This window comes from Roseococcus sp., from assembly GCF_965227005.1.
In the GTDB taxonomy this organism is placed as follows: domain Bacteria; phylum Pseudomonadota; class Alphaproteobacteria; order Acetobacterales; family Acetobacteraceae; genus Roseococcus.
The window spans coordinates 1-22118 of the sequence record NZ_CBDDFJ010000005.1; the positions used below are offsets into that span (position 1 = coordinate 1).

A 22118-nucleotide genomic window follows, 5' to 3' on the forward strand; every position below is an offset into this window, starting at 1 on the left:
GCCCGCCGCGACGAGCGGCGATGTCACAGCCAGGGAGACGGGAGCGAAGCTGCCGATCACGTCGAAGGGCAGCTTGCCCGCCTGGAGCGTGGCATTAGCCGCATGCGCCGGCAGAACCATCACCAGCGTGTAGCCATCGGCCGGGCTGCTCGCGGCGGCGCCCGCGCCGACGATGCTGTTGGCGCCCGCCCGGTTCTCCACGACGATGGTCTGACCCAGCGCACGGCCCAGCGGCTCGGCGATGAGGCGGGTCGCGATGTCGGTCGTCCCACCTGGCGTATAGGGCACGATGATGCGCAGCGACTTGGACGGAAAGGCCTGAGCCCGCGCAACGGCGGGCGCACCCAGCCCGGCCGCGATGGCAAGGGCGGCGCGGCGCGAGATTCGCGGATGAAGCAGAGGCATGGACGTTTCCCTTTATGGTTGCGGCCAGCCTAGATGCGTCGGCGCGGCCGGCAACCGTTCGAGGGCGAACGAGGAGAGATTCAGGCTGCGGCGCGCAAATTTTCTTCGCGATGCTCGACCACGCGATGCACGCCCACCACCTGGCCGAGATTGCCGGCAACGAGATGCACCATCCCGGCCGGCATATGCTCCATGCCGAGCTCCACGCGCATGCGGCCGCGATGATGCTGGGACACCATGTGGTCCGGCATCAGGCCACGCTTGGCGAAGGGCTGGAGCAATCGGGGAAGCAGGCAGGGCGAAGCCTCGGCTTCGACCGTGAAGAGCACGGAGACGGTATCGGACATTTCGAAAGATTCCTGGGACACGGTTGCGAGGGCGAGGCCCGGCGCGGTGACGCGCCACGACATCGCGGCGCGGATCAACCGGCCGGGCGCGTAATTCGCAGCGTGGTGCTCGTCAGGAACATGCGCGGATATTAGGCATTCGCGCTCAGCGAAGCAAGGCCGGAAGCAAGTCGTCGAGCCGGACCCGACCCTCGGGCGTCGCCACCAGGCGGGAGCCCTGCCATTCGAGATACTCCTCCTCCAGGCAGGCGGTGAGCATCGTGGGATCGATGGTCTCCAGGAAGGTCAGGCCGCTGCGGGCCTCGATGCGGGCGGGATTGACCCCCTCGGCGAGGCGAAGGCCCATGAGCAGCGCTTCGCGGCCACGGTCGCGCGGGGAGAGCGTTTCCTCCTCCACGATGGCATGGCCCGAAGCCTCGACGCGCGAGAGCCATTCCTCCGGCGCGCGGTGCCGGCGCGTCGCGATCATCGCGCCGTTCAGCAGCAATCGCTGATGCGCGCCGGCGCCGATGCCGAGGTAGTCGCCATAGCGCCAATAAGCGAGGTTGTGCCGGCTCTCGGCGCCGGGCTTGGCGTAGTTGCTGACCTCATAGGGCGCGAGGCCGAAGCGCGCGGCCTCTTCCGCCGTGGCCTCGTACATCCGCGCCGCGTCATCCTCCTGCGGGAGGGCGAAGGCGCCGCGCGCATGCTCGGTGAAGAAGCGCGTGCCGGGCTCGATGGTGAGCTGGTAGAGGCTGAGATGATCGGCGGCGAGCGCCAGCGCCTGGCGCAGCTCGGCCCGCCAGGAGTCCTCGGACTGGCCGGGACGGGCATAGATCAGATCGAAGGACAGCCGCGGGAAGATACCCCGCGCGGCCTCCAGCGCAGCGATGGCCTGCGGCGCGTCGTGGCGTCGGCCCAGGAAGCGCAGCGCCTCGGCGTCCAGCGATTGCACGCCAAGCGAGGCGCGGTTCACCCCGGCAGCGGCGAATTCGCGCAGCTTGCCGGTCTCGACGCTGGTGGGGTTGGCCTCCAGCGTGATCTCGATGTCGGCGGCCGCATCGAAGAGCTGGCGCGCATCCGCGATGAGGGCGGCGACGGTCTCGGGCTCCATCAGGCTCGGCGTGCCGCCGCCGAAGAAGATGCTGGCGAGCGGGCGCCGGGAGTTCCGGCCGGGCTCGGCGGATGCCAGTCGCTCGGCCTCATGGGCCAGCTCGCGCCGCAAGGCCGCGCGGTGGCGCGCATGGTCCACGCCGCCTTCCCGGACATGCGAGTTGAAATCGCAATAGGGGCATTTGGAGGCGCAGAAGGGCCAATGGATGTAGAGGGCGAGGGGTTCGGTCACGTCCGGCATATAGGCGTCTTGGCCCGGCGGTGAAACGCCGGACCTGAACCCTTCTCCAGGCAAGGCGCATCACGCCCGGCCGACATCTCGCCGGGGCCTGTCGCCGGCCGCCAACCAGAGCGCCAGTGCCGCCGCCGCGATGAGGCCCAGAACCAGGAAGGCGACGCCGTAGCCGAGCCATTCCGCCACCAGCCCCGCCAGCAGGGGGCTGCAGGCGGCGCCGATACCCTGCGCCGTCATCACCAGGGCCAGGCCGGTGTTCACCCGCCCCGTCCCGTTCAGGAGCCGCGCGATCAGGCCGGGCATCGCGACCCCCAGGAGCCCCGCGCCGACGCCGTCCAGCATCTGCACGGGGATCAGCACCATCGGGTGCTGGATGGAGCCCGCCAGCGCGCCCCGCAGCGGTAGCGCGGCAAGCGCCAGCACGAAGACGATCCAGTAGCCGCGCCGTTCCGCCAGCCAGGCCGCCAGCAGCGCCATCGGGATCATGGTGCCTTGAGCGACGAGGACGGTGGCGGCGGTATAGGCGCTGGCGTCGCCCGCCGTGCCGCGGGCGACCATCGACTGTCCCAGCAACGGCAGCATGGCCGCATTGGCGAGGTGGAACAGCATCATCGTTGCGGCCAGCCCCCTTAACGGGCGATTGGCGAGAAGATCGCGCAGGGAGGCTGTGGATGCCTCCTCGGTATCGCCCGCACCGCGCGCCGCGGCGTGATCGATGGCGTCCGCCGGAATGCTGAGCAGGGCGAAGATGGAGCCGCCCGCCATGGCCGCCATCAACACGAAGACGGCGGGCAGGCCGAACATCCAGCCGAGCCCGCCCGAAAGCACGGCCGCGGCCGCATTGCCCGCGTGGTTCCAGGCCTCGTTGCGGCCGAGCTGGTGCGGATAGCCCTTCTGGCCCACCAGGCCCAGGGTCAGCCCCGCCACGGCCGGCGCCACCACCGCGGCGGCGATGCCGGAGACGATCTGCGCCGGCGCCACGACGCCCAGCACCGGCATCACGAAGTTGGCCCCGCAGGAGAGGATGATGGCGATGGCCGCCAGGCCCAGAAGCAGGCGCAGGCGGCGGGAGCGGTCCACCATCATGCCGAGCGGCGTGGCGGCCGCCATGCCGGCGAGGCCGCCGATGGTCATCACCAGGCCGATCTCGCCGGGCGACCAGCCCTTGCCCTGAAGGAAGACGCCGAGGAACGGCCCCAGGCCGTCGCGCACATCGGCCATGAAAAAGTTGAGGGCGTTCAGGGCTGCGAGGGGCGAATTCACGAGCGATGATCCTGATCCGCCAGCGGGAAGCGTGACGGGCTGGCCCGGGCCAGCCCGCCTCTAACGCGCGCCGATGAGCTTACGTCGCACGCGGCCCGAAATCCAGTCGATCGCGGCCACCGTCAGCACCATCAGGATGATGATGAAGGCCACCTCGTCCCAGTAGCGGACACGGATGCGCTCGGCGATCTGGAGGCCGATGCCGCCCGCGCCGACGACGCCCAGGATGGTCGCGCTGCGCGTGTTGCTCTCGAAGAAATAGAGCACGTGGCCGAGCATGATCGGCGCCACCTGCGGCAACAGGCCGAAGCGCATCACCATCAGCGAGGAGCCGCCCGAGGCCGCGATGCCCTCGGCCTGCTTCTTCTCCGCGTTCTCGATCGCCTCGGCGAAGAGTTTTGCCAGCACCGCGATATCCGCCGTGGCGATGGCGAGCACGCCCGCCAGCGGGCCGAGCCCTACGGCGCGCACATAGGCCAGCGCCCAGATGAGCGAGTCCACGCCGCGCATGCCATCGAAGAAGCGGCGCAGCGAGAAGCGGAACAGCGTGTTCGTCACCACGTTGCGCGCGCCCAGGAAGCCGAGCGGCAGCGCGATCACCGCCGCGATGAAGGTGCCGAGGAAGGCCATGGCGAGGCTCTCGCCGATGCCGCGAAGGATATCCAGCCAGAGCTCGCCGGGCGAGGGCGGGATCATCAGCCGGACGATGACCCCCAGGCCGTTGAGCCCGTTCCACAGCCGCTGCGGCGTGACCTGGAACATCCAGAGCGTGCCGATCAGCCAGGTGAGGAAGGCCACGCCGCCCAGCACGCGCAGCATTCTGCCTTGCACGGTGGGGCCGAAGGCGCGTGGCATGCGCGCGCGCCAGGCCTCGATCTCGGCGGGGGCCATATGCGCGCTCACGTCGCGGCCTCGATCACGCGGCGCCGCAACCGTTCGGAGGTCATGTCGATCAGCATCACCGCGAGGATGATGAGCAGGATGATGGCGCTGATCTCCTCGTAGTAATTGAAGGAGATCACCTTGTAGAGCTCCTCGCCGATGCCGCCCGCGCCGACGAAGCCGATGACGCTGGCCGAGCGCAGGTTCACCTCGAAGCGCAGCATCGCATAGCTCAGCAGATCCGGCGCGGCGGCGGGCAGCACGGCGAAGCGGCAGGCCTCGAACCAGGTTCCGCCCGAGGCGCGGACGCCATCCCAGGGGCGGAGCTCCACGTTCTCCATCGCATCGGCGAAGAGCTTGCCGAGCGCGCCGGTCGTGTGCAGCGCGATGGCGAGAATTCCGGCCAGAGCGCCCACGCCGAAGGCCCAGACGAAGATCAGCGCGAAGACGATCTCGGGCACTGTGCGCGTGGCTTCCAGCACGCGCCGCGTCAGCTGGAAGACCCAGTTCGGCGCGCCGAGATTCTTCGCGGCAGGAAAGGCGAGAAGCAGCGCCACCGCAGCGCCCGCCACGGTCGCGATCGCGGCCATCTGCGCCGTCTCGACGAGCAACAGCAGCCAGGCATCCAACCGGTAGAACCAGAAGGCGATGCTGCCTTCCGTCTCCGCTCCGGAGAGAAGGTTCGCCCATTCGAGCGAGGGCAGCACCTTGGAGAAATACTCGCCGATGCGCGGGAAGCCGGCGATCACCGAGGACGGATAGAACTCGCTCATCCAGGCCGCCGCGGCCAGGAGGACGACGAGCACGGCCACGCCGGTCAGCGTGGCCATGCGGCGCTGCCGGCGCAGGTCGCGGTAGGCCGCTTCCTGCGCCGCGATGGCGGACGACACGGGGACCCGCATCAGCAAAGGACCAACCCTGCGGGCACCCTGATTCTCAGCTCCGGCGGCGGCGCGCGGCAGCTTCTTCGCGGCGCAGGTCGACAATGATCTGGAAGATGTCGTGCGTCGCCTCGCGGTAACCCGTGCCGCCGCCGCGCTCGATCTGCTCGTAGATCGCGGGGTGGGTCTTGGGCAGCGCCAGGTGGAACAGCTTCATGTCCTCCTGGAAGGAGGCGGGCAGGTCGCTGCGCGAGGCGAGCGGGCCGTTCGGGATCGGGTCCGAGGTCCAGAGCACGCGGAGATCGGCCATGTTGAGCATGCCCTTGTCCACCATCGCGCGGAGATTGCCGCGGCTGTAGCCCTGCGCCGGGTCGCCCTGGCCCGAAACCCAGGTCACTGCCCCATCATACTGGCGCTGCAGCACGGCAACGACACCCTGCTCATGCCCTCCGGCAAAGCCGGTCCGGGAGAAATACTGGCCCGGCTCGACGCCAATGCCCTGGCGGCGCAGCGCGAAGCGCGGGATCAGGTAGCCTGAGGTGGAGTTCGGATCAGCCCAGGCGAGGCTCTTGCCGCGCATCTGCTCGAGGTTCGCGATACCGCTGTCGGAGCGGACCACCAGCACGGAGTGATAGGCGATGGAGCCGTCATTCTCCTCCGGCACCACCAGCGGCTGGATGCCGCCATTGGTGTCGAGCCAGGCGCCGGCATAGCCGGAGGAGCCGAGCGAGGACATCTCGATCTGCTTCGCGCTGAACGCCTGCAGCACGCCCGAATAGTCGCTGGCGGGGAAGAGGCGGACGGGAATCTTGAAGGTCTCGGCCAGCAGATTCTGGTAGGCGCCGAAACGGCCAAGGCGGTCGGCTTCGTTCTCGCCGCCCAGCAGGCCGATGCGCAGCGTCGGGACCTGATCGGCCCAGGCCTTGCGGCCGGCGGCCGGCATGGCGACGCCGGCATCGGCCGTGCGGCGCGGGGCGGCGGTCTGTGCGCGGGCGCTCTGCGTGGCGAAGGCGGTGGCGCCCAGCGCCAGCGCGCCGAGGTAGCGGCGGTTGATCATGTTCATTCTCCGTGCGGTGTTCAGGCCATCGCCGTCTGGCGTGGCACGTCGAAAACGGGCGTGGCCCTCACGGCCGCGGCGGCCTCGGCCTGGAATTCGGCTTCGGTGATGCCGTAGATCTGCGTGATGCGCGCCGCGTTGAGCTCGGAGGGCGAGCCGTCGAAAACGACGCGGCCCTGCTGCATGGCGACGACGCGGTTGCAGTACTCGCGCGCCGTGTCGAGGTGATGGAGATTCACCAGCACCGTGATGCCGTCGCGGTTCACCTGGGCCAGCGCGTCCATCACCGTGCGGGCGTTGCGCGGATCCAGGCTCGCGATCGGCTCGTCGGCGAGGATCAGGCGCGGCTGCTGCATCAGCGCGCGGCAGATGGCGACGCGCTGCTGCTGCCCGCCCGAAAGCGTGTCGGAGCGTTGCAGCGCCGTGCTCAGCAGGTCGAAACGGTCGAGCGCGGCGAGCGCCATGGCGCGCTCCTCGGGCGTGAACTGGCTGAGCAGCGAACCGATCTTGGCGAGGAATCCGTGGCGGTGGTTGAGCCGGCCAATCAGCACATTGGTCAGCACGTCGAGGCGCTGCACCAAGTTGAACTGCTGGAAGATCATCGCGCATTCCGTGCGCCAGTCACGCAGGCCGCCGCCCTTGAGGCGCGTGACGTCGCGTCCCTCGAAGACGATGCGGCCCTCGCTCGGTTCGGCGAGCCGGTTGATGAGGCGCAGCAGCGTGGACTTGCCCGCGCCGGAACGACCGATCACGCCCACCATCTGCCCGGCCGGAATCCGCAGGCTCACGCCGTCCACCGCCGCCTTGTCGCCAAAGCGGCGCGTCAGTCCTTCGATCTCAAGCATCATCAACTCCGCCAGACGAGCGGGGCTTAGGCGCAATTTATTGCATCCAGATGACGGTTGCGCGGAAGCCTGATGACAGACACGCTTCTCCCCAAGAAAGTTTCTGGAGGATCGCCATGAGTACCCGCCGCACCCTGCTGGCCGCGCCCGGCCTGCTTGCCTTGGCGAGTGGAGCGACGCCAGCCGGCGCCCAGGAGGCCTATCCCAGCCGCGCCATCGCCATGGCCTCAGGCTATGCGCCCGGCGGCGTGACCGATGTGACCGCCCGCGTCGTCGCCGAGCGCATGGCGCGCGAACTCGGCGTGCCGGTGGTAATCGAGAACCGCGTCGGCGCGGCCACCGCCGTCGCCAATACCTACGTCGCCCAGGCACGGCCCGATGGCTACACGCTGCTGGCCGGCACCTCGACGCTCGCCATCAATCCGGCGCTGCAACCCAACCTCACGCCGCGCGAGCCGATGCGCGATCTGATTCCGGTGGGGATGATGTTCCGCTCCGCCTTTGCGCTGCACGTGCATCCCGGCCTGCCGGTCCGCAGCACGGCCGAGTTCATCGCCTATTGCCACGCCAATCCCGGCAAGGTGAATTTCGGCAGCAGCGGAACGGGTGCCGTGAACCATCTGGCGCAGGCGCTCTTCGCCGCGCGCGCGAATCTCGACGTCGTGCACATCCCCTTCCGTGGCGGCACCCCCGCCCTGATCGAGCTGCGCGCCGGGCGCATCCAGGCGATGTTCTCGGCCCTGCTGGAGGCCATCCCGGCCCTGCGCGAGGGCGCGACTCGCGGCCTCGCCATCTCCTCCACCGCGCGCAACGCGCTGGTGCCCGAGCTGCCGCCCGTCGCCGACACGGTGCCGGGCTTCGAGGCCGTGTTCTGGCAGGGCGTCTTCGCGCCGGCCGGGACGCCGGAGCCGGTCGTGCGGAAACTGACGGCCGCGCTGCGCGTCGCCACGGAGGATGCGAACCTGCGTTCCCGGATGGCGGAGCAGGGTGTAGAGCTGATCCCCGGCGACGCGACCTATCTGCGGGACCTACTCGCCCGCGAAACGACGATGTGGGGCGAGCTGATCCGCAGCGCCAACCTTCGTGCGGAGTAGAATATGATGATGCGTGCCCTTCCTCTGATGCTGGTCCTGGCGCTTGCCGCCTGCGCCTCGCTCGACACCTCGCCGGGCGCGTCGGGCGTGCCGGACATTCCCATCGGCCCGATGAACTTCCAGCGCGGCTCGATGACCACCGGCGGCCAGGTGATCCTGAACCGCGAACTGCCGAATCCGCGTTAACGCGAGGGGCTGATCGCAAGCTGGCTTTCAGCCCATCGGGCCGCCATGATGCTCCCAATAAGAGACTTCCAGGGAGGACTTCATGCGCGGCCTGATGCAGGATCATCAACTTCTCGTCTCCTCGATCCTGCGCCATGCGGCGAAGCATCACCGCGGTGCGAAGATCGTTTCCGTCGATCCCGAGGGAATCGCCAGCCGCTCGAACTGGCCCGAAGTCGCCCAGGGCGCTGCGAGGCTGGCCCAGGCGCTGATCCGGCTCGGCGTGCAGCCCGGGGACCGGGTCGCGACCCTCGGCTGGAACTCGCGGCAGCATCTGGAGCTCTATTACGCCGTCTCCGGCATGGGCGCCGTGCTGCACACGGTGAATCCGCGCCTCTTCGCCGACCAGATCGCCTATATCCTGGAGGACGCGCAGGACGTGCTCGTCTTCGTGGACCCCGTGGTGCTGCCGGCCCTGACCGCCATCGCCGATCGTCTGCCGAAATCCCTGCGCGCCGTCGTGCTGATGCGCCCCGCCCCGAAGCCGGACTTCCCCGTGGAGGTGCTGGAGCAAGGCGCGCTCAGCGCCGCGGAATCCGGCGATTATGCCTGGCCCGAATTCGACGAGCGCTCCGCCTCCTCGCTCTGCTACACCTCGGGCACGACCGGCATGCCCAAGGGCGTGCTCTATTCGCACCGCTCCACCGTGCTGCACGCCATGGCCGCCATCCAGCCCGACGCCTTCGGCCTCGCCGCCGTGGACGTCGTCATGCCCGTGGTGCCCATGTTCCACGTGAACGCCTGGGGCACGCCCTATGCCGCGCCGATGGCTGGGTCCTCGCTGGTGCTGCCGGGGCCGAAGCTCGATCCGGCGAGCCTGTTCAAGCTCTTCGAGACCGAGATCGTCACCTTCTCCGCCGGCGTGCCGACGATCTGGACGCTGATGCTGCAATGGCTGCGCGAGGATCCGGCGCGCAAATTCACCAAGCCACCGCGGCTGGTGGTGGGCGGCACGGCGCTGCCCGTCGCCATCACCTCGGGCTTCCTGAAGGAATACGGCATCCCGATCCTGCACGCCTGGGGCATGTCGGAGATGAGCCCGCTGGGCAGCCTCAACGCGCTCAAGCCCGAGAACGCGGATTGGGACGAGGACCGCAAGCTCGCCTATGGCCGCAAGCAGGGCCGCGCGCTCTTCGGCGTGGATTTCCGGGTGCTGGACGGCGACGGCAAGCCCATCGCCGAGGACGGCGTGGCCTTCGGCGAGCTGGAGGTGCAGGGCCCCTGGGTTGCCGGCGGCTATTTCCGCCGCGAGAGCGACCCCGCCGTCACGCCCGACGGCTGGTTCCGCACGGGCGATGTCGTGACCATCGACGAGTTGGGGCAGATCGAGATCGTCGATCGCGCGAAGGACGTCATCAAGTCCGGCGGCGAGTGGATCAGCTCCATCACGCTGGAGAACCTGGCCATGGCGCATCCGGACGTGGCGATGGCCGCCGCGATCCCCGTGCATCACCCCAAATGGGACGAGCGGCCGCTGCTGCTGGTCGTGCGGAAGACCGGAACGGAGCCGACACCGGAAAGCATCCTCGCCGTGCTCGACGGCAAGGTCGCGAAATGGTGGATGCCCGACCGCGTGGAATTCGTCGACGCGCTGCCGATGACCGCGACGGGCAAGCTGTGGAAGGCCGAGCTGAAGCGGCAATTCAAGGATTATGTGCTGCCCGTCTGACGCACTGCCGATTTACACGCGCCCCGGCTCGGCGATGATGGGGCATCCATCACGAGGAATTCCCCATGATCGTCGACGTCCGCATCTACACCTGCCTCCCCAACCGCATGATGGAGTTCGTGAAGCTCTATGAGGAGAAAGCCTGGCCGTTGCAGCTCAAGTATCTGGAGAACTGCCTCGGCTGGTACACGACCGTGGAGGGTGAGCTGAACACCGTCGTCCATCTCTGGTCCTACAAGGATCAGGGCGACCGCGAGCAGCGCCGCGCCGCCATGGCGGCCGATCCGGCCTGGGCTTCCTTCCTGGCCGAAGGGGCCAAGGCCGGCATGCTGGTGAAGATGGAGAACCGCATCGTGAAGGAAGCGCCGCACTTCACGAAGTGGAAGGCCAAGTAGCCCAAGGCCAGGGCTTCCGGCCCTGACCTGACGACGCGCGAGGGGGCGATGCCCCCTCCGCTCACACCTTCAGCGTGCCGGCCATCGCCGCGTCGAACCGCGCGCTGATCCTGGCCCAGTCCAGCACGTCCCACCACTTGCCGACATATTCCACGCGGCGGTTCTGGTAGCGCAGGTAATAGGCGTGCTCCCACACGTCATTGCCCATCAGCGCGCGCTGGCCGTCCATCAGCGGGCTGTCCTGGTTGGGCTTGGTCGTGATCGCCAGCCGCCCCTCGCGCGTTACCGTCACGAAGGACCAGCCCGAGCCGAAGACGCCCATCGCCGCGGCGTTGAAGCGGTTCTTGAGCTCGCCGAAGCCGCCGAGATCGCGGTCGATCGCCGCCTTCAGCGGACCGGACGGCTCGCCGCCGGCGCCGCCCATGATCTCCCAGAACATGCTGTGGTTCGCATGCCCGCCGCCGAAGTTGCGCAGGCGGGTGCGCAGCGCCTCGGGCGCCTGGGCGTAGTTGGTTACCAGCTCGTCCAGCGGCATCCGCGCCAGCGCGTCCTGGCCGGCGACGGCGGCGTTGAGGCCGGTCACATAGGCCTGGTGGTGGAAGCGGTGATGAAGCTCCATCGTGCGCGCGTCGATCGCGGCCTCGTTCTTGTCGAAGGCATAGCCGAGCGGCGGCAGGGTGAAGGGGCCCGTGGGCGCGGCAGTGGGGGCGGCGGCAGGCGCCTGGGCGAAGGCCGGACGCATCAGGCCCGTGAAACCCAGTCCGACTGCGCCCAGCATCAGGCCGCGCCGTTGAATAAAGGCCATGTGTCGTTCCTCCTCAGGGGGGCTTCGGAAAGTCGGATCCCAGCACTGAACGTCTATAGCCGTATCCCGGATGGACGGACGGTGAATTTCTTGGCCCGCTTGCCCCTTCTTGCCAGCCCCCGCCCCCCGCGCTACCGCCGATGAAGCCCATAACGAGGACGTTCCATGACCGAAGCCAGCCTGATCCTGAATCGCGAAGGCCCCGCCGGCACCCTCCTGATGAATCGCCCCAAGGCGCTGAACGCGCTCGATATCGGGATGATCCGGGACTTCGCCGCCGCCATCGCGCAGTGGAAGGACGACGCCTCCGTCAAGCTGGTCCTGCTCGAGGGCGCCGGCGGCCGCGCCTTCTGCGCCGGCGGCGATGTGCGCGCCGTCCGCGAGGCCGCCGTCGCGGGCGATCGCGCGCCCGTCGCCGCCTTCTTCACCGAGGAATATGCGGTCAATGAGGGCATCGCGCTCTTCCCCAAGCCCTGGGTCTCGCTGATCGACGGCGTCTGCATGGGCGGCGGCATCGGCCTCGCCATCCACAACGGCCCGCGCGTGGTCAGCGAGCACGCGTTGCTGGCGATGCCCGAGACCGCCATCGCGCTCTTCCCCGATGTCGGCACCAGCTACATCCTGCCCCGGCTGCCCAATTCCGTCGGCACTTGGCTCGCGCTCACGGGCGCGCGCCTCAATGGCGCCGATGCGGTGCATGCCGGCCTCGCGACGCATTTCGTCCCGCGCGAGAAGTTCGCCGAAATGCGCGCCGCCCTGGTCCAGACGGGCGACGTGGCGGTCATCGACCGCTTCGCCCAGACGCCGCCCGAGGCAAGCTTCGCGCCGCATATGGAGGCCATCGGCCGCTGCTTCTCCATGGACAGCATGCTCGGCATCCTCGACGGCCTGGAGGCCGAGGACACCGAATGGTCCGCCGCGCAGATCAAGACGCTGCGCCGCATGTCGCCGACCAGTCTCAGCGTCTCGCTGGAGCTGCTGCGCCGCGGCGCGAAGCTGGACCTGCGCGGCTGCCTCGACGAGGAGCTGAAGCTGACCCGCAGCGTCGTGCACGACCATCCGGATTTCCGCGAGGGCGTGCGCAGCGTGCTGGTCGACAAGGACGGCAAGCCCGAATGGTCGCCCAGGACGCTGGAAGAGGTCGAGCCCGCGAAGATCCTCGCGCTGTTCGAGTAGCCGTTAACTGAGCGCGCCGACCAGAACGAGCACGACGCCCGCGACCAGCGTCAGCGCGCCCACCACGTCCTTCGTCTTCAGCCGCTCGCCCAGGAAGAAGCGGCTGAAGAGCAGGGTGAAAATGATCTCGACCTGTCCCACGGCGCGCACCAGCGCGACGGGGGCCAGCGAGAAGCCCACGAACCAGCAGCTCGACCCGAAGGCCGAGAGCGCGCCCACCTGCATGGAGCTTCGCCAGCTGCGGAACACGGCACCCAGCTGTTTGGGCTCGCGCAACAGCAGCCAGCCGCCCTGCACCAGCGTCTGGATCACGTTCGTGACCACCACCGAGAACAGCGCCTTGAGGATGTTGTCCGCGCCCTCCAGCTCCAGATTGGCCTTGCGCACGAAGATCGAGGTGAAGGCGAAGAAGAAGCCCGCGCCGATGCCGCAGAGCGCCGCCGGCTGGAAGGTGGCGCGCAGGATGTCCCGCCCGTTCAGCCCGCGCCCGGCGAGCGTCAGATACATCACGCCGAAGACGCTGACGGCGATCCCGATCCAGGCGAGGACCGGTAGGTGGTCCCCCAGCAGCAGGATCGACAGGAAGGAGGCCTGCACCGCCTCGGTCTTGGAATAGGCCGTGCCCACCGCGAAGCCGCGTGGCCCGAAGGAGGCGATGAGCAGGTTGGTGCCGAAGATCTGGAACAGTCCGGCCATCGCGCAGAGCCCGATGAACCACCAGGTCACCGGACCGAAGCTGCCCCCGAAGATGAGCCAGTAGACGCCCAGGATCATCAGCCCGAAGGGCACGCCGTAGAGGTAGCGGACCACCGCCGCGCCGTTGAGCGAAAGCTGGCCGCGGAGCCGTTGCTGAAGGGCGGTGCGCCAGCACTGGAACAGAGCGGCGGAAAGCGTGATGGCGACCCAGAGCGGCACTCGGAAAATCCCTTAGATCAAGGGAGCTTACCTATCGCCGCGTGCGGCGCCAGCCTGGGATCGCAACGATCGGCATCCTAATGCTTCCAGGCGAAGTCCCGCGGCGCGGCGGCGGTCGGGTCCGCCTCGATCATCTGGCCGTTCATGACCGACTGGCCGGTAAAGGCGAGGATGAAGCCCCAATGCGACACGACGACCGTGTGCGCCCAGTCGTCCAGCGCGGCCATCTCGGCGCGGAACAGGGCGGCGCGTTCCATGAGCTGCTCGCGCGGCTCCTCGATCGCCGGCCACCAGACCTCGTCGATCGCGTGGAAGCCGACTTCGGGGAAATTCGAGCGAAGATGGCTGGTGGGCGAGCCCACATCGCAGACAAAGGCGTAACGCTCGCTCACCACGGGCGTTACGGTGAGGGGAAGCCCCAGCGCCCGCGCCACCGGCGTCGCCGTTTCGAGGGCGCGGGTATAGGGCGAGACGATGATCCGGCGGATGTCGCGCTGGGCCAAGGTCTCGGCGGCCTGGGCTGCCTGCTCGTGGCCGAGCGGAGTCAGCTTCGGATCGACGATGCCGGGATCGACCCGGGTCACCGAGAAATGGAGGTTGAACTCGCTCTGTCCGTGGCGGAGGAAGATCATAACCGAGGCGTAGCCGGACGTTCCGCAGCCGGCAAGCGGGTGATTCAGGAACAAGACATTGCGGCGAGGCCATGCCGTGCCTAATTAGATGAGCCTTGGAGGTTACCTATGTCGGGCGGTTTTCCTATCGATCTGATCCTGTTCGCGATGGTCGCGGCCTTTCTCGTGCTGCGCTTGCGCAGCGTGCTGGGAAAGCGCCAGGGCTATGAACGCCCGCCCGCCACGCCGGGCATGCCCGAAGCGCGCTCGGCCCGGATAGAGGCCGTCACCGACGACGTCGCGCCCGCGCGCTCCGATTCCGTGCGCCGCGTGCTGCCCATCACCTCCAGCCAGGCGGGCCAGGCCTTGTCGCGCATCGCGGCCGCCGATCCCGCCTTCGAGCCCAATGCCTTCCTGGACGGCGCCGAGGGCGCGTTCCGCATGATCGTGGCCGCCTTCGCCCAGGGCGATCGCCAGACGCTGCGCTCGCTCCTCTCGGACGACACCTATGCCGGCTTCGAGCAGGCGGTGACGGCACGCGAGAATGCCGGCGAGACCCAGCGCACCGAGCTCCGCGCCATGCAGGAGATCGCGATCGAGGGTGCCGCCTTGACCGGCAACATCGCCGAGGTGACGGTCCGCTTCGTCTCCGACCAGGTGAACATCACCACCCGCAACCAGGAAATCGTCGCCGGCGCGGACGCCGTGACGGAGGTCGTGGATATCTGGAGCTTTCAGCGCGACGTGTCCCAGAAGGACCCGACCTGGAAGCTGGCGGCGACGCGCAGCGCCTAATCCTCAGGACGCATGACCGACCAACCCGGTGCCGGATCCGGTGCCGGGCTCTCCTGGGGCTGATGCACCGCCAGGTGTTCCGACAGACGCTCGATGATCCCCATCATCTTCAGGATCTCCTGCTCGCGCAGCGCGTCGAGCTTGGCGTGCAGCGCCTCGATCTCAAGCTCCGCCTTCACGTTCACCCGATAGTCGAACTCCGCATGCGCGCGGTCGATCTCCGACTGGCGGTTCTGGCTCATCATGATGATGGGCGCCGTGTAGGCCGCCTGGAACGAGAGGGCGAGGTTCAGCAGGATGAACGGATAGGGGTCCCATTGCAGGACATAGCCCGTCACGTTCAGGGCGATCCAAACCACCAGCAGCGCGCTTTGGATGACGATGAAGCGCCAGGAACCCACCGTCCGCGCCACCAGATCCGCGATCCTCTGCCCGGTATCGGTCTGGATCGCCTTGGGGCGGCGCGCCGGCTTCTCCGCGCGGAGCTGAAGCAGCTGCTCCCTCTCCTCGGCGCTCAGATGGAAAAAGGGCATGCGGCGGGCTCCGGATCGTTCTCCGGCCCAGGCTAGCCCATCCGCGGCCCGTTCAGGCCTGCTTGTGCTCGATCAATTCCTTGCGGATCTTCCGGCCCCGCTGGATGCGGTCGACGATGAAGTCTTCCTGGCCCCAGCGGATCGCGCGGCCGAAGGCCTGCGCATCCTCGGTGAAGCGGGCCAGCATCTCCAGCACCGCCGGGCGGTTGTTCAGGAAGACGTCGCGCCACATGGCCACGTCGCTGCCGGCGATGCGCGTGAAGTCCCGGAAGCCCGAGGCGGCGAATTTCAGCACGCTCTCGCGCGTCTCACCCGACAGGTCGTCCGCCGTGCCGCAGATGGTGAAGGCGATGAGGTGCGGCAGATGCGAGACGATGGCCACGACCTTGTCGTGGGTGGTCGCGTCCATGCACTCGATCATGGCGCCGCAGCGCTGCCACATCTCGCGCAGCGTCGCGATAGCCGCCGGGTCCGTGCCCTCGGGCGGGGTGAGGATGGTGTAGCGGCCCTCGAAAAGCGCGGAAAAGCCGGAATCCGGGCCGGAGAACTCGGTACCCGCCATGGGATGGGCCGGCACCAGATGCACGCCCTCGGGCAGCAAAGGCTGGAGGTCGCGCAGGACAGAGCCCTTGGTGGAGCCCACGTCGCTGAGAATGGCGCCTGGCTTCAGATGCGGCGCGATCTGCGCCATCACCTCGGCATAGGCGCCGACGGGAACGCAGAGGATCACGCAATCCGCGTCCATGACGGCCTTGGCGAAATCCTCCTCGACGCGGTCGGCGAAGCCCAGCTCGCGCACGCGGTCCAGCGTCTTGCCGGTGCGCGCGCTGATCACGACCTCGCGCGCGATATCGCCGTTCTCTCGGGCGCGGCGGGCGATGGAGCCGCCGATCAGCCCCGCGCCTATCAGGCAGAGCCGGCCAAAGAGGGGTTCAGCCATCCTGTTTCATGAAGGCGGTCAGGGCCTCCGCCACCAGGGTGCATTCCTCGCCGGTGCCGATGGTGATGCGCAGGCACTGGCCGAGGCCGTAGGAGCCCATAGCGCGCACGATCAGCCCGCGCGCGCGCAGATAGGCATCGGCGGCCTTGGCCTTCTCGGCCGTGCCGAAATCGGCGAGGAAGAAATTGCCGTGGCTCGGCCAGGCCTTGATGCCCACCGCTTCGAGCGCCGCGGCCAGCCTGCCGCGCCATTCCACGTTATGGGCGATGGACTTCTCCACCCAGCCCGGCTCGGAGAGGGCGGCGATGCCGGCGGCCTGGGCCGCGGCGTTCACGTTGAAGGGCCCGCGGATGCGGCCGACGATGTCCATCACCTCGGCCGGCATATAGGCCCAGCCCAGACGCAGGCCGCCGAGGCCGAAGATCTTGCTGAAGGTGCGCGTCATCACCGTGTTGCCGCTGGCATCCACCAGGGCGTTGCCCGGATCGAAATCCGGATCGGTGACGTATTCCGCATAGGCCGCGTCGATGACCAGCAGGATGTCGCCCCGCAGCCCGGCGCGCAGGCGGCGCATCTCGGCACTCGGCAGCAGCGTGCCGGTCGGGTTGTTGGGGTTGGCGATGCAGACGATGCGGGTGCGCGGGCCGACGGCCGCCAGGATCGCGTCCACATCGGCCGTGAGGTTCTTCTCCGGCACCTTGATGACCGTGCAGCCGGCATAGCGGCCCGACAGGTCGTACATGGTGAAGCCGTGGGCGGACATGACCAGCTCGGTCCCCTCGCCGCCATAGGCGAGGATCAGATAGGCCAGCAGCTCGTCCGAGCCGTTGCCGCAGACGATGCGCGCGGGGTCGAGGCCGAAGCGCGCGCCGATCGCCTCGCGCAGGCCGGTCGAGCCCGGATCGGGGTAGCGGTGCAGCTCGCGCGAGATGGCCGCATGGGCCTCCATCGCGGCCGGGGGCGGCCCGAAGGCGCCCTCGTTGCTGGAGAGCTTGATGATCCGGTTCACGCCCGGGATCTTCGATTCGCCGCCCACATAGGGCTCGATCGAGAGGATCGTGGGGCGGGGATTCAGGAGGCTCATGCTTTCGCTCCTCGCTCGGGAATGGCGTAGCGGCCGAGGATGGTGGCATCGGGCGGCGGGGCGCCCGTGGTCTCGATCAAAGCGCGGGTGAAGCCGTCCTCGCGCCGCATGGCGACGACCCGGCCTTCGCCGGACAGCGTGGCCAGGGAGGCCCGGCTCGGCTCGCCCTGGACCTCGAGGCGCAGCAGCGTCGCGTCATGGCCGGAGGGATCGGCCGGGTTCAGCCCGATGACGGCGGCCTCCAGCGGCGGCTCGCGCTCGCTGTAGAAGGGCAGCCGGGCGATGACCTGGAGATTGTGCGGGTCGAAGCGGGCCCACCACTCGTCCTCGTCGCTCTCGCGCGGCCAGGGGAGGATGGCGATGCTGGCATCCCGCGCGCCGACCGCGGCCAGGGCCGCCTGGAGGGTGGGGTGCTGGCGCTGGGGCGTGCTCGCGCCGAAATGCTCGGCCGCCATCCGTGCCAGAGCGGGGTCGGGCGGCAGCGAGATGGAGAAATTGCCCTGCTGGGCGACGGAGGTGGCGAAGAGCTCGCGCCAAAGACGCACCAGGGCGACGCGGGGCAGCGCGCCCGTATGTCGCGCCAGCAGCCGCCGCAGGATCGAGGCCTCGCGGCCCGGACGCAGGACCGTGCCGGTCGGCTTGGCGCCGCCGGCGGCAAGGCGCTGCACCACCTCGGCCCTGCGGATCAGCAGGTCGTGCATGGAATTGTCGAGCGTATCGATCTCGGCGCGCAGGGCGCCCAGGGTGTCGATGGCGGCGTCGCTGGTGGTCGGTGCGTCGGACATGGGTGAATGACGCATAGCCGTGCCGTCGCGCCACGCCAAGGCACAGCGCGCGCAAAGGCCACGCGGGGCAGCGTTGCGGGGCGCCGGGGCAGGCCTTATCTGTTGACCTGGATGGACCAGATCACGCCTTTTCCGGAGGTTGAGCATCAGCGGGCCGTGCTGCCTGAGGGTCTGACGCTCGATTGCGGCGCCACGATCCGCCCTCTGGCCGTCGCCTATCGCAGCTATGGCCGGCTGAATCCCGCCCGGACCAATGCCATCCTGGTCTGCCACGCCCTGACCGGCGACCAATACGTGGCCGAGCGCAACCCGCTGACCGGCCGGGACGGCTGGTGGGACGCGATCATCGGCCCCGGCAAGCCGGTCGACACCAATCGCTTCTTCGTCATCTGCGCCAATGTGCTGGGCGGCTGCATGGGCTCCACCGGCCCGCGCGAGGAGATGACCGACGAGAACGGCGCCCCCCAGGGCCGGCCCTGGGGCACGGATTTCCCGAGCGTCACCATCCGCGACATGGTGAGGGCCCAGAAGCGCCTCATCGACCATCTGGGCATTTCGCGCCTGCTGGCCGTGATCGGCGGCTCCATGGGCGGGATGCAGGTGCTGGAATGGGCCGCGACCTATCCCGAGGCGGTCTTCGCCGCGGCGCCGATCGCCGCCGCCACGCATCATTCGGCGCAGAACATCGCCTTCCACGAGGTCGGCCGCGCCGCCATCCATTCCGACCCCGACTGGAAGGGCGGCCGCTACTGGGAGGACGGGCGCATCCCCGCCCAGGGCCTGTCCGTGGCCCGGATGGTCGCCCACATCACCTATCTGTCGGAGGCCGCGCTCACGCGGAAGTTCGGGCGGCGGCTGCAGGGCGCCTCGGCGGTGACCTTCCTGGAGGACGTGTTCCAGGTGGAGAGCTATCTCCGCCACCAGGGCAGCACCTTCGTGCGCCGCTTCGACGCCAACTCCTACCTGACCATCACCCGGGCGATGGATTATTTCGACGTCGCCCATGAGCATGACAGCGTGGCCCAGGCCTTCGCGGGGACGCCGACGCGCTTCTTCGTGGCCAGCTTCTCCTCCGACTGGCTGTTCCCGACCAGCGAGAGCCGCGCCCTCGTCCGCGCGCTGAACGCCGCCGCCGCGCCGGTCAGCTTCATCGAGGTGCCGACCGACAAGGGCCACGACGCCTTCCTGCTCGACGAGCCGGAATTCCATCGCGCCCTCGGCGGCTTTCTCGCCGGCGCCGCCCGCGCGCTGGGCCTTTGACCGCGTGAGCGAATACCCGGCGGGGCGCTATTTCGTCGCCCAGGCGCGCAACAACGCCTGGGCCAACCACCGCCTACTGAAGGCCTGCGCGCAGCTCACCCAGGCCGAATTCGAAGCGCCGCGCACCGGCTTCTTCCCCTCCATCCAGGCCACGCTCAACCATATCCTGGTGATCGACCGGTTCTATGTGGATGCCATGGAGGGCGGCAGGCTCGGCCCCGCCGCCTGGGCCGACGCGCTACCCTGCGCCACCGTCGCCGATCTCCAGCGCGAGCAATCCGCCGTGGACCGCCGCCTCATCGCCTGGTGCGAGGCGCTGGACGACCTGTCCCGCATCGTCGAGGTCCATCGCGTCACCCGCATCCAGCGCGAGCGCGCGGACCGGCTGCTGCTGCATCTCTTCCAGCACGCCATCCATCATCGCGGCCAGGCGCATGCCATGCTCTCGGCCACCGGCGTGAAGCCGCCGCAGCTCGACGAATTCTTCAGCACGGGCGAAGCGCCCCTGCGCGCGGCGGAATTCGCCGAGCTCGGCTGGACGGAATCCACCATCTGGCCGGGGGCCGTCGAACCATGAGCGGACGCAGCAGTCACATCCTCTTCACGCTCGGCGGCTATTCGGAGCTGCCGGAGGGCCATGCCTCCTGGGCGACGGTGCGCCGGCGCGTGATCTTCACGGGGCCCGAGGCGGCGGCCGAGGCCTTCGCGCAGCAGAAGGCCGGGCTGAAGCCGGGGCTGAGCCTGATCCTGGTCGATCCGGACCGGAAGCTCGTCCTGCAGGCGGCGGGGATCAACGATCCCATCCAGGTGCTGGAGCGTCACACCGGGATCGACGGCTACGCCCTGGCGCCGGAGCCCGTCATGGCCGCCCCGGTCCCGGACGCTCCTCCCCCCGCGCCCCTGCCCGCCGCGCCTGGTCGAGCCCCCCAGGCCGAGGGCACCATCCAATACGTCGCCAAGAACATGCGGCTCGACCTGCGCCTGATCGCCGAGATGATCCCGCCGGATGTGCGCGTGCTCGACATCGGCTGCGGCGACGGCGCGCTGATGGCGCAGCTCGCCGGCAAGGGCGTGGACGCGCGCGGCATCGAGATCGACATGAAGGCCGCGACCGAGGCCGTGGCCCAGGGCCTCGCCGTCATCCACGGGGACGCGGACAACGACCTCGCCTCCTATCCCGACGACGCCTTCGATTACGTGGTGCTGAGCCGCACGCTGCAGGCCGTCGAGAAGCCGCGCGAGGTGCTGCGCCAGATGCTGCGCATCGGCCGCCACGCCATCGTGAGCTTCCCGAATTTCGGCCATTGGGAGATGCGGCTGAAGCTGCTCTTCGGCGGCCGCATGCCGGACACCGAGACCTGGTCGCGCCCCTGGTACGAGACGCCCAATATCCACCCCTGCACCATCCTCGACTTCCTCGCTCTGGCGGAGATGGAGGGCTATGTCATCGAGCATTGGCTGGCCGTGGACGAGAAGGGGCTGAAGGCGCCGTGGCGCCGTTCCGTGCGGCTCGCGAATCTCTTCGGGCAGCAGGCGCTGTTCCAGCTTCGGCGGCGATAACGCCACCGGTTTGCCGCGCGTTCCGTTCTCGCCGCAGCGCACAGCGGCCGTCTGGTTTCCTCCCCAGCCATTCGCTACAAATTTCGAGCGCCCGTGGCGCAGCGAACACCGGAGCGGACTCGTTTAACGAATAACGCGGGAGGAACCCGAAATGGCACGTGTGGCATTGGTGACCGGTGGTCAGCGCGGAATTGGCGCGGCAATCAGCGAAGGACTCCAGGCGGCAGGACGCAAGGTCATCGCGAACTACGCCGGCAATGACGCGGCGGCGAAGGAGTTCACGGAGCGCACGGGCATTCCCTGCATGAAGTTCGACGTTTCGGACTTCGATCAATGCGTGGCGGCGGTCGGCAAGATCGAGGCCGAGCATGGCGCCATCGAGATTCTGGTGAACAATGCCGGCATCACGCGCGACGGCGTGATGAAGCGCCTCGACCGCAAGATGTGGGACGACGTGATCGATACGAATCTCGGCTCCTGCTACAACCTGTGCAAGGCCGTGTGGGACGGGATGAGCGCGCGCAAGTTCGGCCGCATCGTGAACATCGGCTCGATCAACGGGCAGGCGGGCCAGTACGGCCAGGTGAACTACGCCGCCGCGAAATCGGGCATCCACGGCTTCACCAAGGCGCTGGCGCAGGAAGGCGCGCGGGCGCAGATCACGGTGAACGCCATCGCGCCTGGCTATGTCGACACCGAAATGGTGCGCGCGGTGCCGCCGGAGGTGCTGGAGAAGATCATCGCGCGCATTCCGCGCGGGCGTCTGGGCACGGCGCAGGATATCGCGCGCGGCGTGGTGTTCCTGACGGCGGATGATGCGGATTTCGTGACGGGGTCGACGCTGTCGATCAACGGCGGGCAGCATATGTACTGAGGCGGATCGAGGGGCTTCGGCCCCTCGACCTCGCTGGTGGGCCCTAAATGAACTTGCCCCTCAGGAAGCCCAGGGCCGGCAGCGGCGTCCATTTCCGGGGAAGGTCCGACCTGCGGATCGGTGCCACCGAGTAATGCGGCACCGGCTGTTCCGATCGCATCAGGAAATCCGCATAGGCCTTCACCTGCTGCGCGCGCCAGGCGCGGTCCTCCAAAGCGGCGGTGCGGCTGCGAAAAATCTCGGCCACGCGGTTGGCGCGCCCGACGGTCGCCACCACGGCCCACAACGTATCTTCATCACCCCTCGGAAGGGCCGCGATGTCCCGCATGAGGAGGAGTGAAGGGCCACCGAAGCCGCCGGGTCAAGCAGATATGGAAAGGGCGCCGGAGG

The 22118-nt window shown here is 68.7% G+C and carries 26 protein-coding genes; 10 read left to right on the forward strand and 16 right to left on the reverse strand.

The features are described 5' to 3' along the window. From ACO057_RS01790 to phnC, 8 genes are all read right to left on the reverse strand, one after another. Positions 1-405, reverse strand: a 405-nt coding sequence (locus tag ACO057_RS01790) for a tripartite tricarboxylate transporter substrate-binding protein (RefSeq protein ID WP_421988636.1), incomplete at its 3' end; no start/stop codon positions are given. Positions 406-485: 80 nt separating this feature from the next. Then, the gene (locus ACO057_RS01795; RefSeq protein WP_421988637.1) at positions 486-752 is read right to left on the reverse strand and encodes a hypothetical protein; all 267 of its coding nucleotides are present in this window, start codon (positions 750-752) and stop codon (positions 486-488) included. A 145-nt stretch (positions 753-897) separates the two neighbouring features. After that, a complete protein-coding gene (hemW, locus tag ACO057_RS01800) occupies positions 898-2076 on the reverse strand; it encodes a radical SAM family heme chaperone HemW (RefSeq protein WP_421988638.1) in 1179 nt (392 codons plus the stop codon). A gap of 69 nt (positions 2077-2145) precedes the next feature. Then, positions 2146-3342 (reverse strand): MFS transporter, encoded by a 1197-nt coding sequence (locus ACO057_RS01805; RefSeq protein WP_421988639.1) that lies wholly within the window; start codon positions 3340-3342, stop codon positions 2146-2148. 60 nt (positions 3343-3402) lie between these two features. Continuing rightward, positions 3403-4245: a phosphonate ABC transporter, permease protein PhnE gene (phnE, locus tag ACO057_RS01810; RefSeq protein ID WP_421988640.1), complete on the reverse strand. Its 843-nt coding sequence runs from the start codon at positions 4243-4245 to the stop codon at positions 3403-3405. Next, the gene (phnE, locus tag ACO057_RS01815; RefSeq protein WP_421988641.1) at positions 4242-5114 is read right to left on the reverse strand and encodes a phosphonate ABC transporter, permease protein PhnE; all 873 of its coding nucleotides are present in this window, start codon (positions 5112-5114) and stop codon (positions 4242-4244) included. The genes phnE (ACO057_RS01810) and phnE (ACO057_RS01815) overlap by 4 nt, the downstream gene beginning before the upstream one ends. A 46-nt stretch (positions 5115-5160) precedes the next feature. After that, a complete protein-coding gene (gene phnD / locus ACO057_RS01820) occupies positions 5161-6168 on the reverse strand; it encodes a phosphate/phosphite/phosphonate ABC transporter substrate-binding protein (protein ID WP_421988642.1) in 1008 nt (335 codons plus the stop codon). Positions 6169-6182: 14 nt separating this feature from the next. After that, a complete protein-coding gene (gene phnC / locus ACO057_RS01825) occupies positions 6183-7007 on the reverse strand; it encodes a phosphonate ABC transporter ATP-binding protein (protein WP_421988643.1) in 825 nt (274 codons plus the stop codon). Positions 7008-7123: 116 nt separating this feature from the next. On the opposite strand from phnC, the gene ACO057_RS01830 reads away from it, so the two are divergent. The 4 genes from ACO057_RS01830 to ACO057_RS01845 all read left to right on the forward strand — a co-directional run bounded on the left by ACO057_RS01830 (position 7124) and on the right by ACO057_RS01845 (position 10390). Beyond that, positions 7124-8101 (forward strand): Bug family tripartite tricarboxylate transporter substrate binding protein, encoded by a 978-nt coding sequence (locus ACO057_RS01830; protein WP_421988644.1) that lies wholly within the window; start codon positions 7124-7126, stop codon positions 8099-8101. A 9-nt stretch (positions 8102-8110) separates the two neighbouring features. Beyond that, positions 8111-8287 carry a hypothetical protein gene (locus tag ACO057_RS01835; RefSeq protein ID WP_421988645.1) on the forward strand — a complete coding sequence of 59 codons (177 nt, stop codon included), beginning with the start codon at positions 8111-8113 and terminating at the stop codon, positions 8285-8287. 82 nt (positions 8288-8369) lie between these two features. Then, positions 8370-9995 (forward strand): long-chain-fatty-acid--CoA ligase, encoded by a 1626-nt coding sequence (locus ACO057_RS01840; RefSeq protein ID WP_421988646.1) that lies wholly within the window; start codon positions 8370-8372, stop codon positions 9993-9995. A 65-nt stretch (positions 9996-10060) separates the two neighbouring features. Further along, positions 10061-10390 carry an NIPSNAP family protein gene (locus tag ACO057_RS01845; protein WP_421988647.1) on the forward strand — a complete coding sequence of 110 codons (330 nt, stop codon included), beginning with the start codon at positions 10061-10063 and terminating at the stop codon, positions 10388-10390. Positions 10391-10451: 61 nt separating this feature from the next. Here the strand turns inward: ACO057_RS01845 and ACO057_RS01850 are convergent, their stop codons facing one another. After that, complete coding sequence (locus ACO057_RS01850) at positions 10452-11195, reverse strand: superoxide dismutase (protein ID WP_421988648.1); 744 nt, start codon at positions 11193-11195, stop codon at positions 10452-10454. A 165-nt stretch (positions 11196-11360) separates the two neighbouring features. Here ACO057_RS01850 and ACO057_RS01855 point away from each other — a divergent pair, with 165 nt between their 5' ends. After that, positions 11361-12371 (forward strand): enoyl-CoA hydratase/isomerase family protein, encoded by a 1011-nt coding sequence (locus ACO057_RS01855; protein WP_421988649.1) that lies wholly within the window; start codon positions 11361-11363, stop codon positions 12369-12371. Positions 12372-12374: 3 nt separating this feature from the next. Here ACO057_RS01855 and ACO057_RS01860 read toward each other — a convergent pair whose 3' ends face one another. Together ACO057_RS01860 and ACO057_RS01865 are read right to left on the reverse strand one after the other, a co-directional pair. Further along, positions 12375-13286 carry an EamA family transporter gene (locus ACO057_RS01860; RefSeq protein ID WP_421988650.1) on the reverse strand — a complete coding sequence of 304 codons (912 nt, stop codon included), beginning with the start codon at positions 13284-13286 and terminating at the stop codon, positions 12375-12377. 77 nt (positions 13287-13363) lie between these two features. Next, complete coding sequence (locus tag ACO057_RS01865) at positions 13364-13918, reverse strand: histidine phosphatase family protein (protein WP_421988651.1); 555 nt, start codon at positions 13916-13918, stop codon at positions 13364-13366. 108 nt (positions 13919-14026) lie between these two features. On the opposite strand from ACO057_RS01865, the gene ACO057_RS01870 reads away from it, so the two are divergent. Continuing rightward, complete coding sequence (locus tag ACO057_RS01870; protein WP_421988652.1) at positions 14027-14692, forward strand: Tim44/TimA family putative adaptor protein; 666 nt, start codon at positions 14027-14029, stop codon at positions 14690-14692. Here ACO057_RS01870 and ACO057_RS01875 read toward each other — a convergent pair. The 4 genes from ACO057_RS01875 to ACO057_RS01890 are packed head-to-tail and all read right to left on the reverse strand — an operon-like array spanning position 14689 to position 18034. Then, complete coding sequence (locus ACO057_RS01875; RefSeq protein ID WP_421988653.1) at positions 14689-15225, reverse strand: DUF1003 domain-containing protein; 537 nt, start codon at positions 15223-15225, stop codon at positions 14689-14691. The two genes, ACO057_RS01870 and ACO057_RS01875, sit on opposite strands and share 4 nt — an antisense overlap. Positions 15226-15277: 52 nt before the next feature. Continuing rightward, positions 15278-16165, reverse strand: a complete 888-nt coding sequence (locus ACO057_RS01880) for a prephenate/arogenate dehydrogenase family protein (protein ID WP_421988654.1) — start codon at positions 16163-16165, stop codon at positions 15278-15280. Then, the gene (hisC, locus tag ACO057_RS01885) at positions 16158-17249 is read right to left on the reverse strand and encodes a histidinol-phosphate transaminase (protein ID WP_421988655.1); all 1092 of its coding nucleotides are present in this window, start codon (positions 17247-17249) and stop codon (positions 16158-16160) included. Before hisC ends, ACO057_RS01880 begins: the two co-directional genes overlap by 8 nt. Then, positions 17246-18034: a chorismate mutase gene (locus ACO057_RS01890; RefSeq protein ID WP_421988656.1), complete on the reverse strand. Its 789-nt coding sequence runs from the start codon at positions 18032-18034 to the stop codon at positions 17246-17248. The genes hisC and ACO057_RS01890 overlap by 4 nt, the downstream gene beginning before the upstream one ends. 111 nt (positions 18035-18145) lie before the next feature. Between ACO057_RS01890 and metX the strand changes: the two genes are divergently transcribed. From metX to phbB, 4 genes are all read left to right on the forward strand, one after another. Then, on the forward strand, positions 18146-19294 hold the full coding sequence (gene metX / locus ACO057_RS01895; RefSeq protein ID WP_421988657.1) for a homoserine O-acetyltransferase MetX: 1149 nt from the start codon (positions 18146-18148) through the stop codon (positions 19292-19294). Positions 19295-19298: 4 nt separating this feature from the next. After that, positions 19299-19871, forward strand: coding sequence for a DinB family protein (locus ACO057_RS01900; protein WP_421988658.1), 573 nt, complete (start codon positions 19299-19301; stop codon positions 19869-19871). Between the two features lie 386 nt (positions 19872-20257). Further along, positions 20258-20854, forward strand: coding sequence for a methionine biosynthesis protein MetW (metW, locus tag ACO057_RS01905; protein ID WP_421988670.1), 597 nt, complete (start codon positions 20258-20260; stop codon positions 20852-20854). A gap of 151 nt (positions 20855-21005) precedes the next feature. After that, entirely contained in the window at positions 21006-21728 is a 723-nt protein-coding gene (gene phbB, locus ACO057_RS01910; RefSeq protein ID WP_421988659.1) for an acetoacetyl-CoA reductase, read from the forward strand. A gap of 43 nt (positions 21729-21771) precedes the next feature. On the opposite strand, the gene ACO057_RS01915 is transcribed toward phbB, so the two are convergent. Continuing rightward, entirely contained in the window at positions 21772-22056 is a 285-nt protein-coding gene (locus tag ACO057_RS01915; protein ID WP_421988660.1) for a hypothetical protein, read from the reverse strand. Positions 22057-22118: the final 62 nt, after the last annotated feature.

What these genes read in the sequence shown, in the direction of transcription:
- ACO057_RS01795 (WP_421988637.1), bottom strand. Translation starts at nt 752, where the DNA reads ATGTCCGATACCGTCTCCGTGCTCTTCACGGTCGAAGCCGAGGCTTCG.
- phnD (WP_421988642.1), bottom strand. Translation starts at nt 6,168, where the DNA reads ATGAACATGATCAACCGCCGCTACCTCGGCGCGCTGGCGCTGGGCGCC.
- phnC (WP_421988643.1), bottom strand. Translation starts at nt 7,007, where the DNA reads ATGCTTGAGATCGAAGGACTGACGCGCCGCTTTGGCGACAAGGCGGCG.
- ACO057_RS01830 (WP_421988644.1), top strand. Translation starts at nt 7,124, where the DNA reads ATGAGTACCCGCCGCACCCTGCTGGCCGCGCCCGGCCTGCTTGCCTTG.
- ACO057_RS01835 (WP_421988645.1), top strand. Translation starts at nt 8,111, where the DNA reads ATGCGTGCCCTTCCTCTGATGCTGGTCCTGGCGCTTGCCGCCTGCGCC.
- ACO057_RS01840 (WP_421988646.1), top strand. Translation starts at nt 8,370, where the DNA reads ATGCGCGGCCTGATGCAGGATCATCAACTTCTCGTCTCCTCGATCCTG.
- ACO057_RS01845 (WP_421988647.1), top strand. Translation starts at nt 10,061, where the DNA reads ATGATCGTCGACGTCCGCATCTACACCTGCCTCCCCAACCGCATGATG.
- ACO057_RS01850 (WP_421988648.1), bottom strand. Translation starts at nt 11,195, where the DNA reads ATGGCCTTTATTCAACGGCGCGGCCTGATGCTGGGCGCAGTCGGACTG.
- ACO057_RS01855 (WP_421988649.1), top strand. Translation starts at nt 11,361, where the DNA reads ATGACCGAAGCCAGCCTGATCCTGAATCGCGAAGGCCCCGCCGGCACC.
- ACO057_RS01865 (WP_421988651.1), bottom strand. Translation starts at nt 13,918, where the DNA reads ATGATCTTCCTCCGCCACGGACAGAGCGAGTTCAACCTCCATTTCTCG.
- ACO057_RS01870 (WP_421988652.1), top strand. Translation starts at nt 14,027, where the DNA reads ATGTCGGGCGGTTTTCCTATCGATCTGATCCTGTTCGCGATGGTCGCG.
- ACO057_RS01875 (WP_421988653.1), bottom strand. Translation starts at nt 15,225, where the DNA reads ATGCCCTTTTTCCATCTGAGCGCCGAGGAGAGGGAGCAGCTGCTTCAG.
- ACO057_RS01880 (WP_421988654.1), bottom strand. Translation starts at nt 16,165, where the DNA reads ATGGCTGAACCCCTCTTTGGCCGGCTCTGCCTGATAGGCGCGGGGCTG.
- hisC (WP_421988655.1), bottom strand. Translation starts at nt 17,249, where the DNA reads ATGAGCCTCCTGAATCCCCGCCCCACGATCCTCTCGATCGAGCCCTAT.
- ACO057_RS01890 (WP_421988656.1), bottom strand. Translation starts at nt 18,034, where the DNA reads ATGTCCGACGCACCGACCACCAGCGACGCCGCCATCGACACCCTGGGC.
- metX (WP_421988657.1), top strand. Translation starts at nt 18,146, where the DNA reads ATGGACCAGATCACGCCTTTTCCGGAGGTTGAGCATCAGCGGGCCGTG.
- metW (WP_421988670.1), top strand. Translation starts at nt 20,258, where the DNA reads ATGCGGCTCGACCTGCGCCTGATCGCCGAGATGATCCCGCCGGATGTG.
- phbB (WP_421988659.1), top strand. Translation starts at nt 21,006, where the DNA reads ATGGCACGTGTGGCATTGGTGACCGGTGGTCAGCGCGGAATTGGCGCG.
- ACO057_RS01915 (WP_421988660.1), bottom strand. Translation starts at nt 22,056, where the DNA reads ATGCGGGACATCGCGGCCCTTCCGAGGGGTGATGAAGATACGTTGTGG.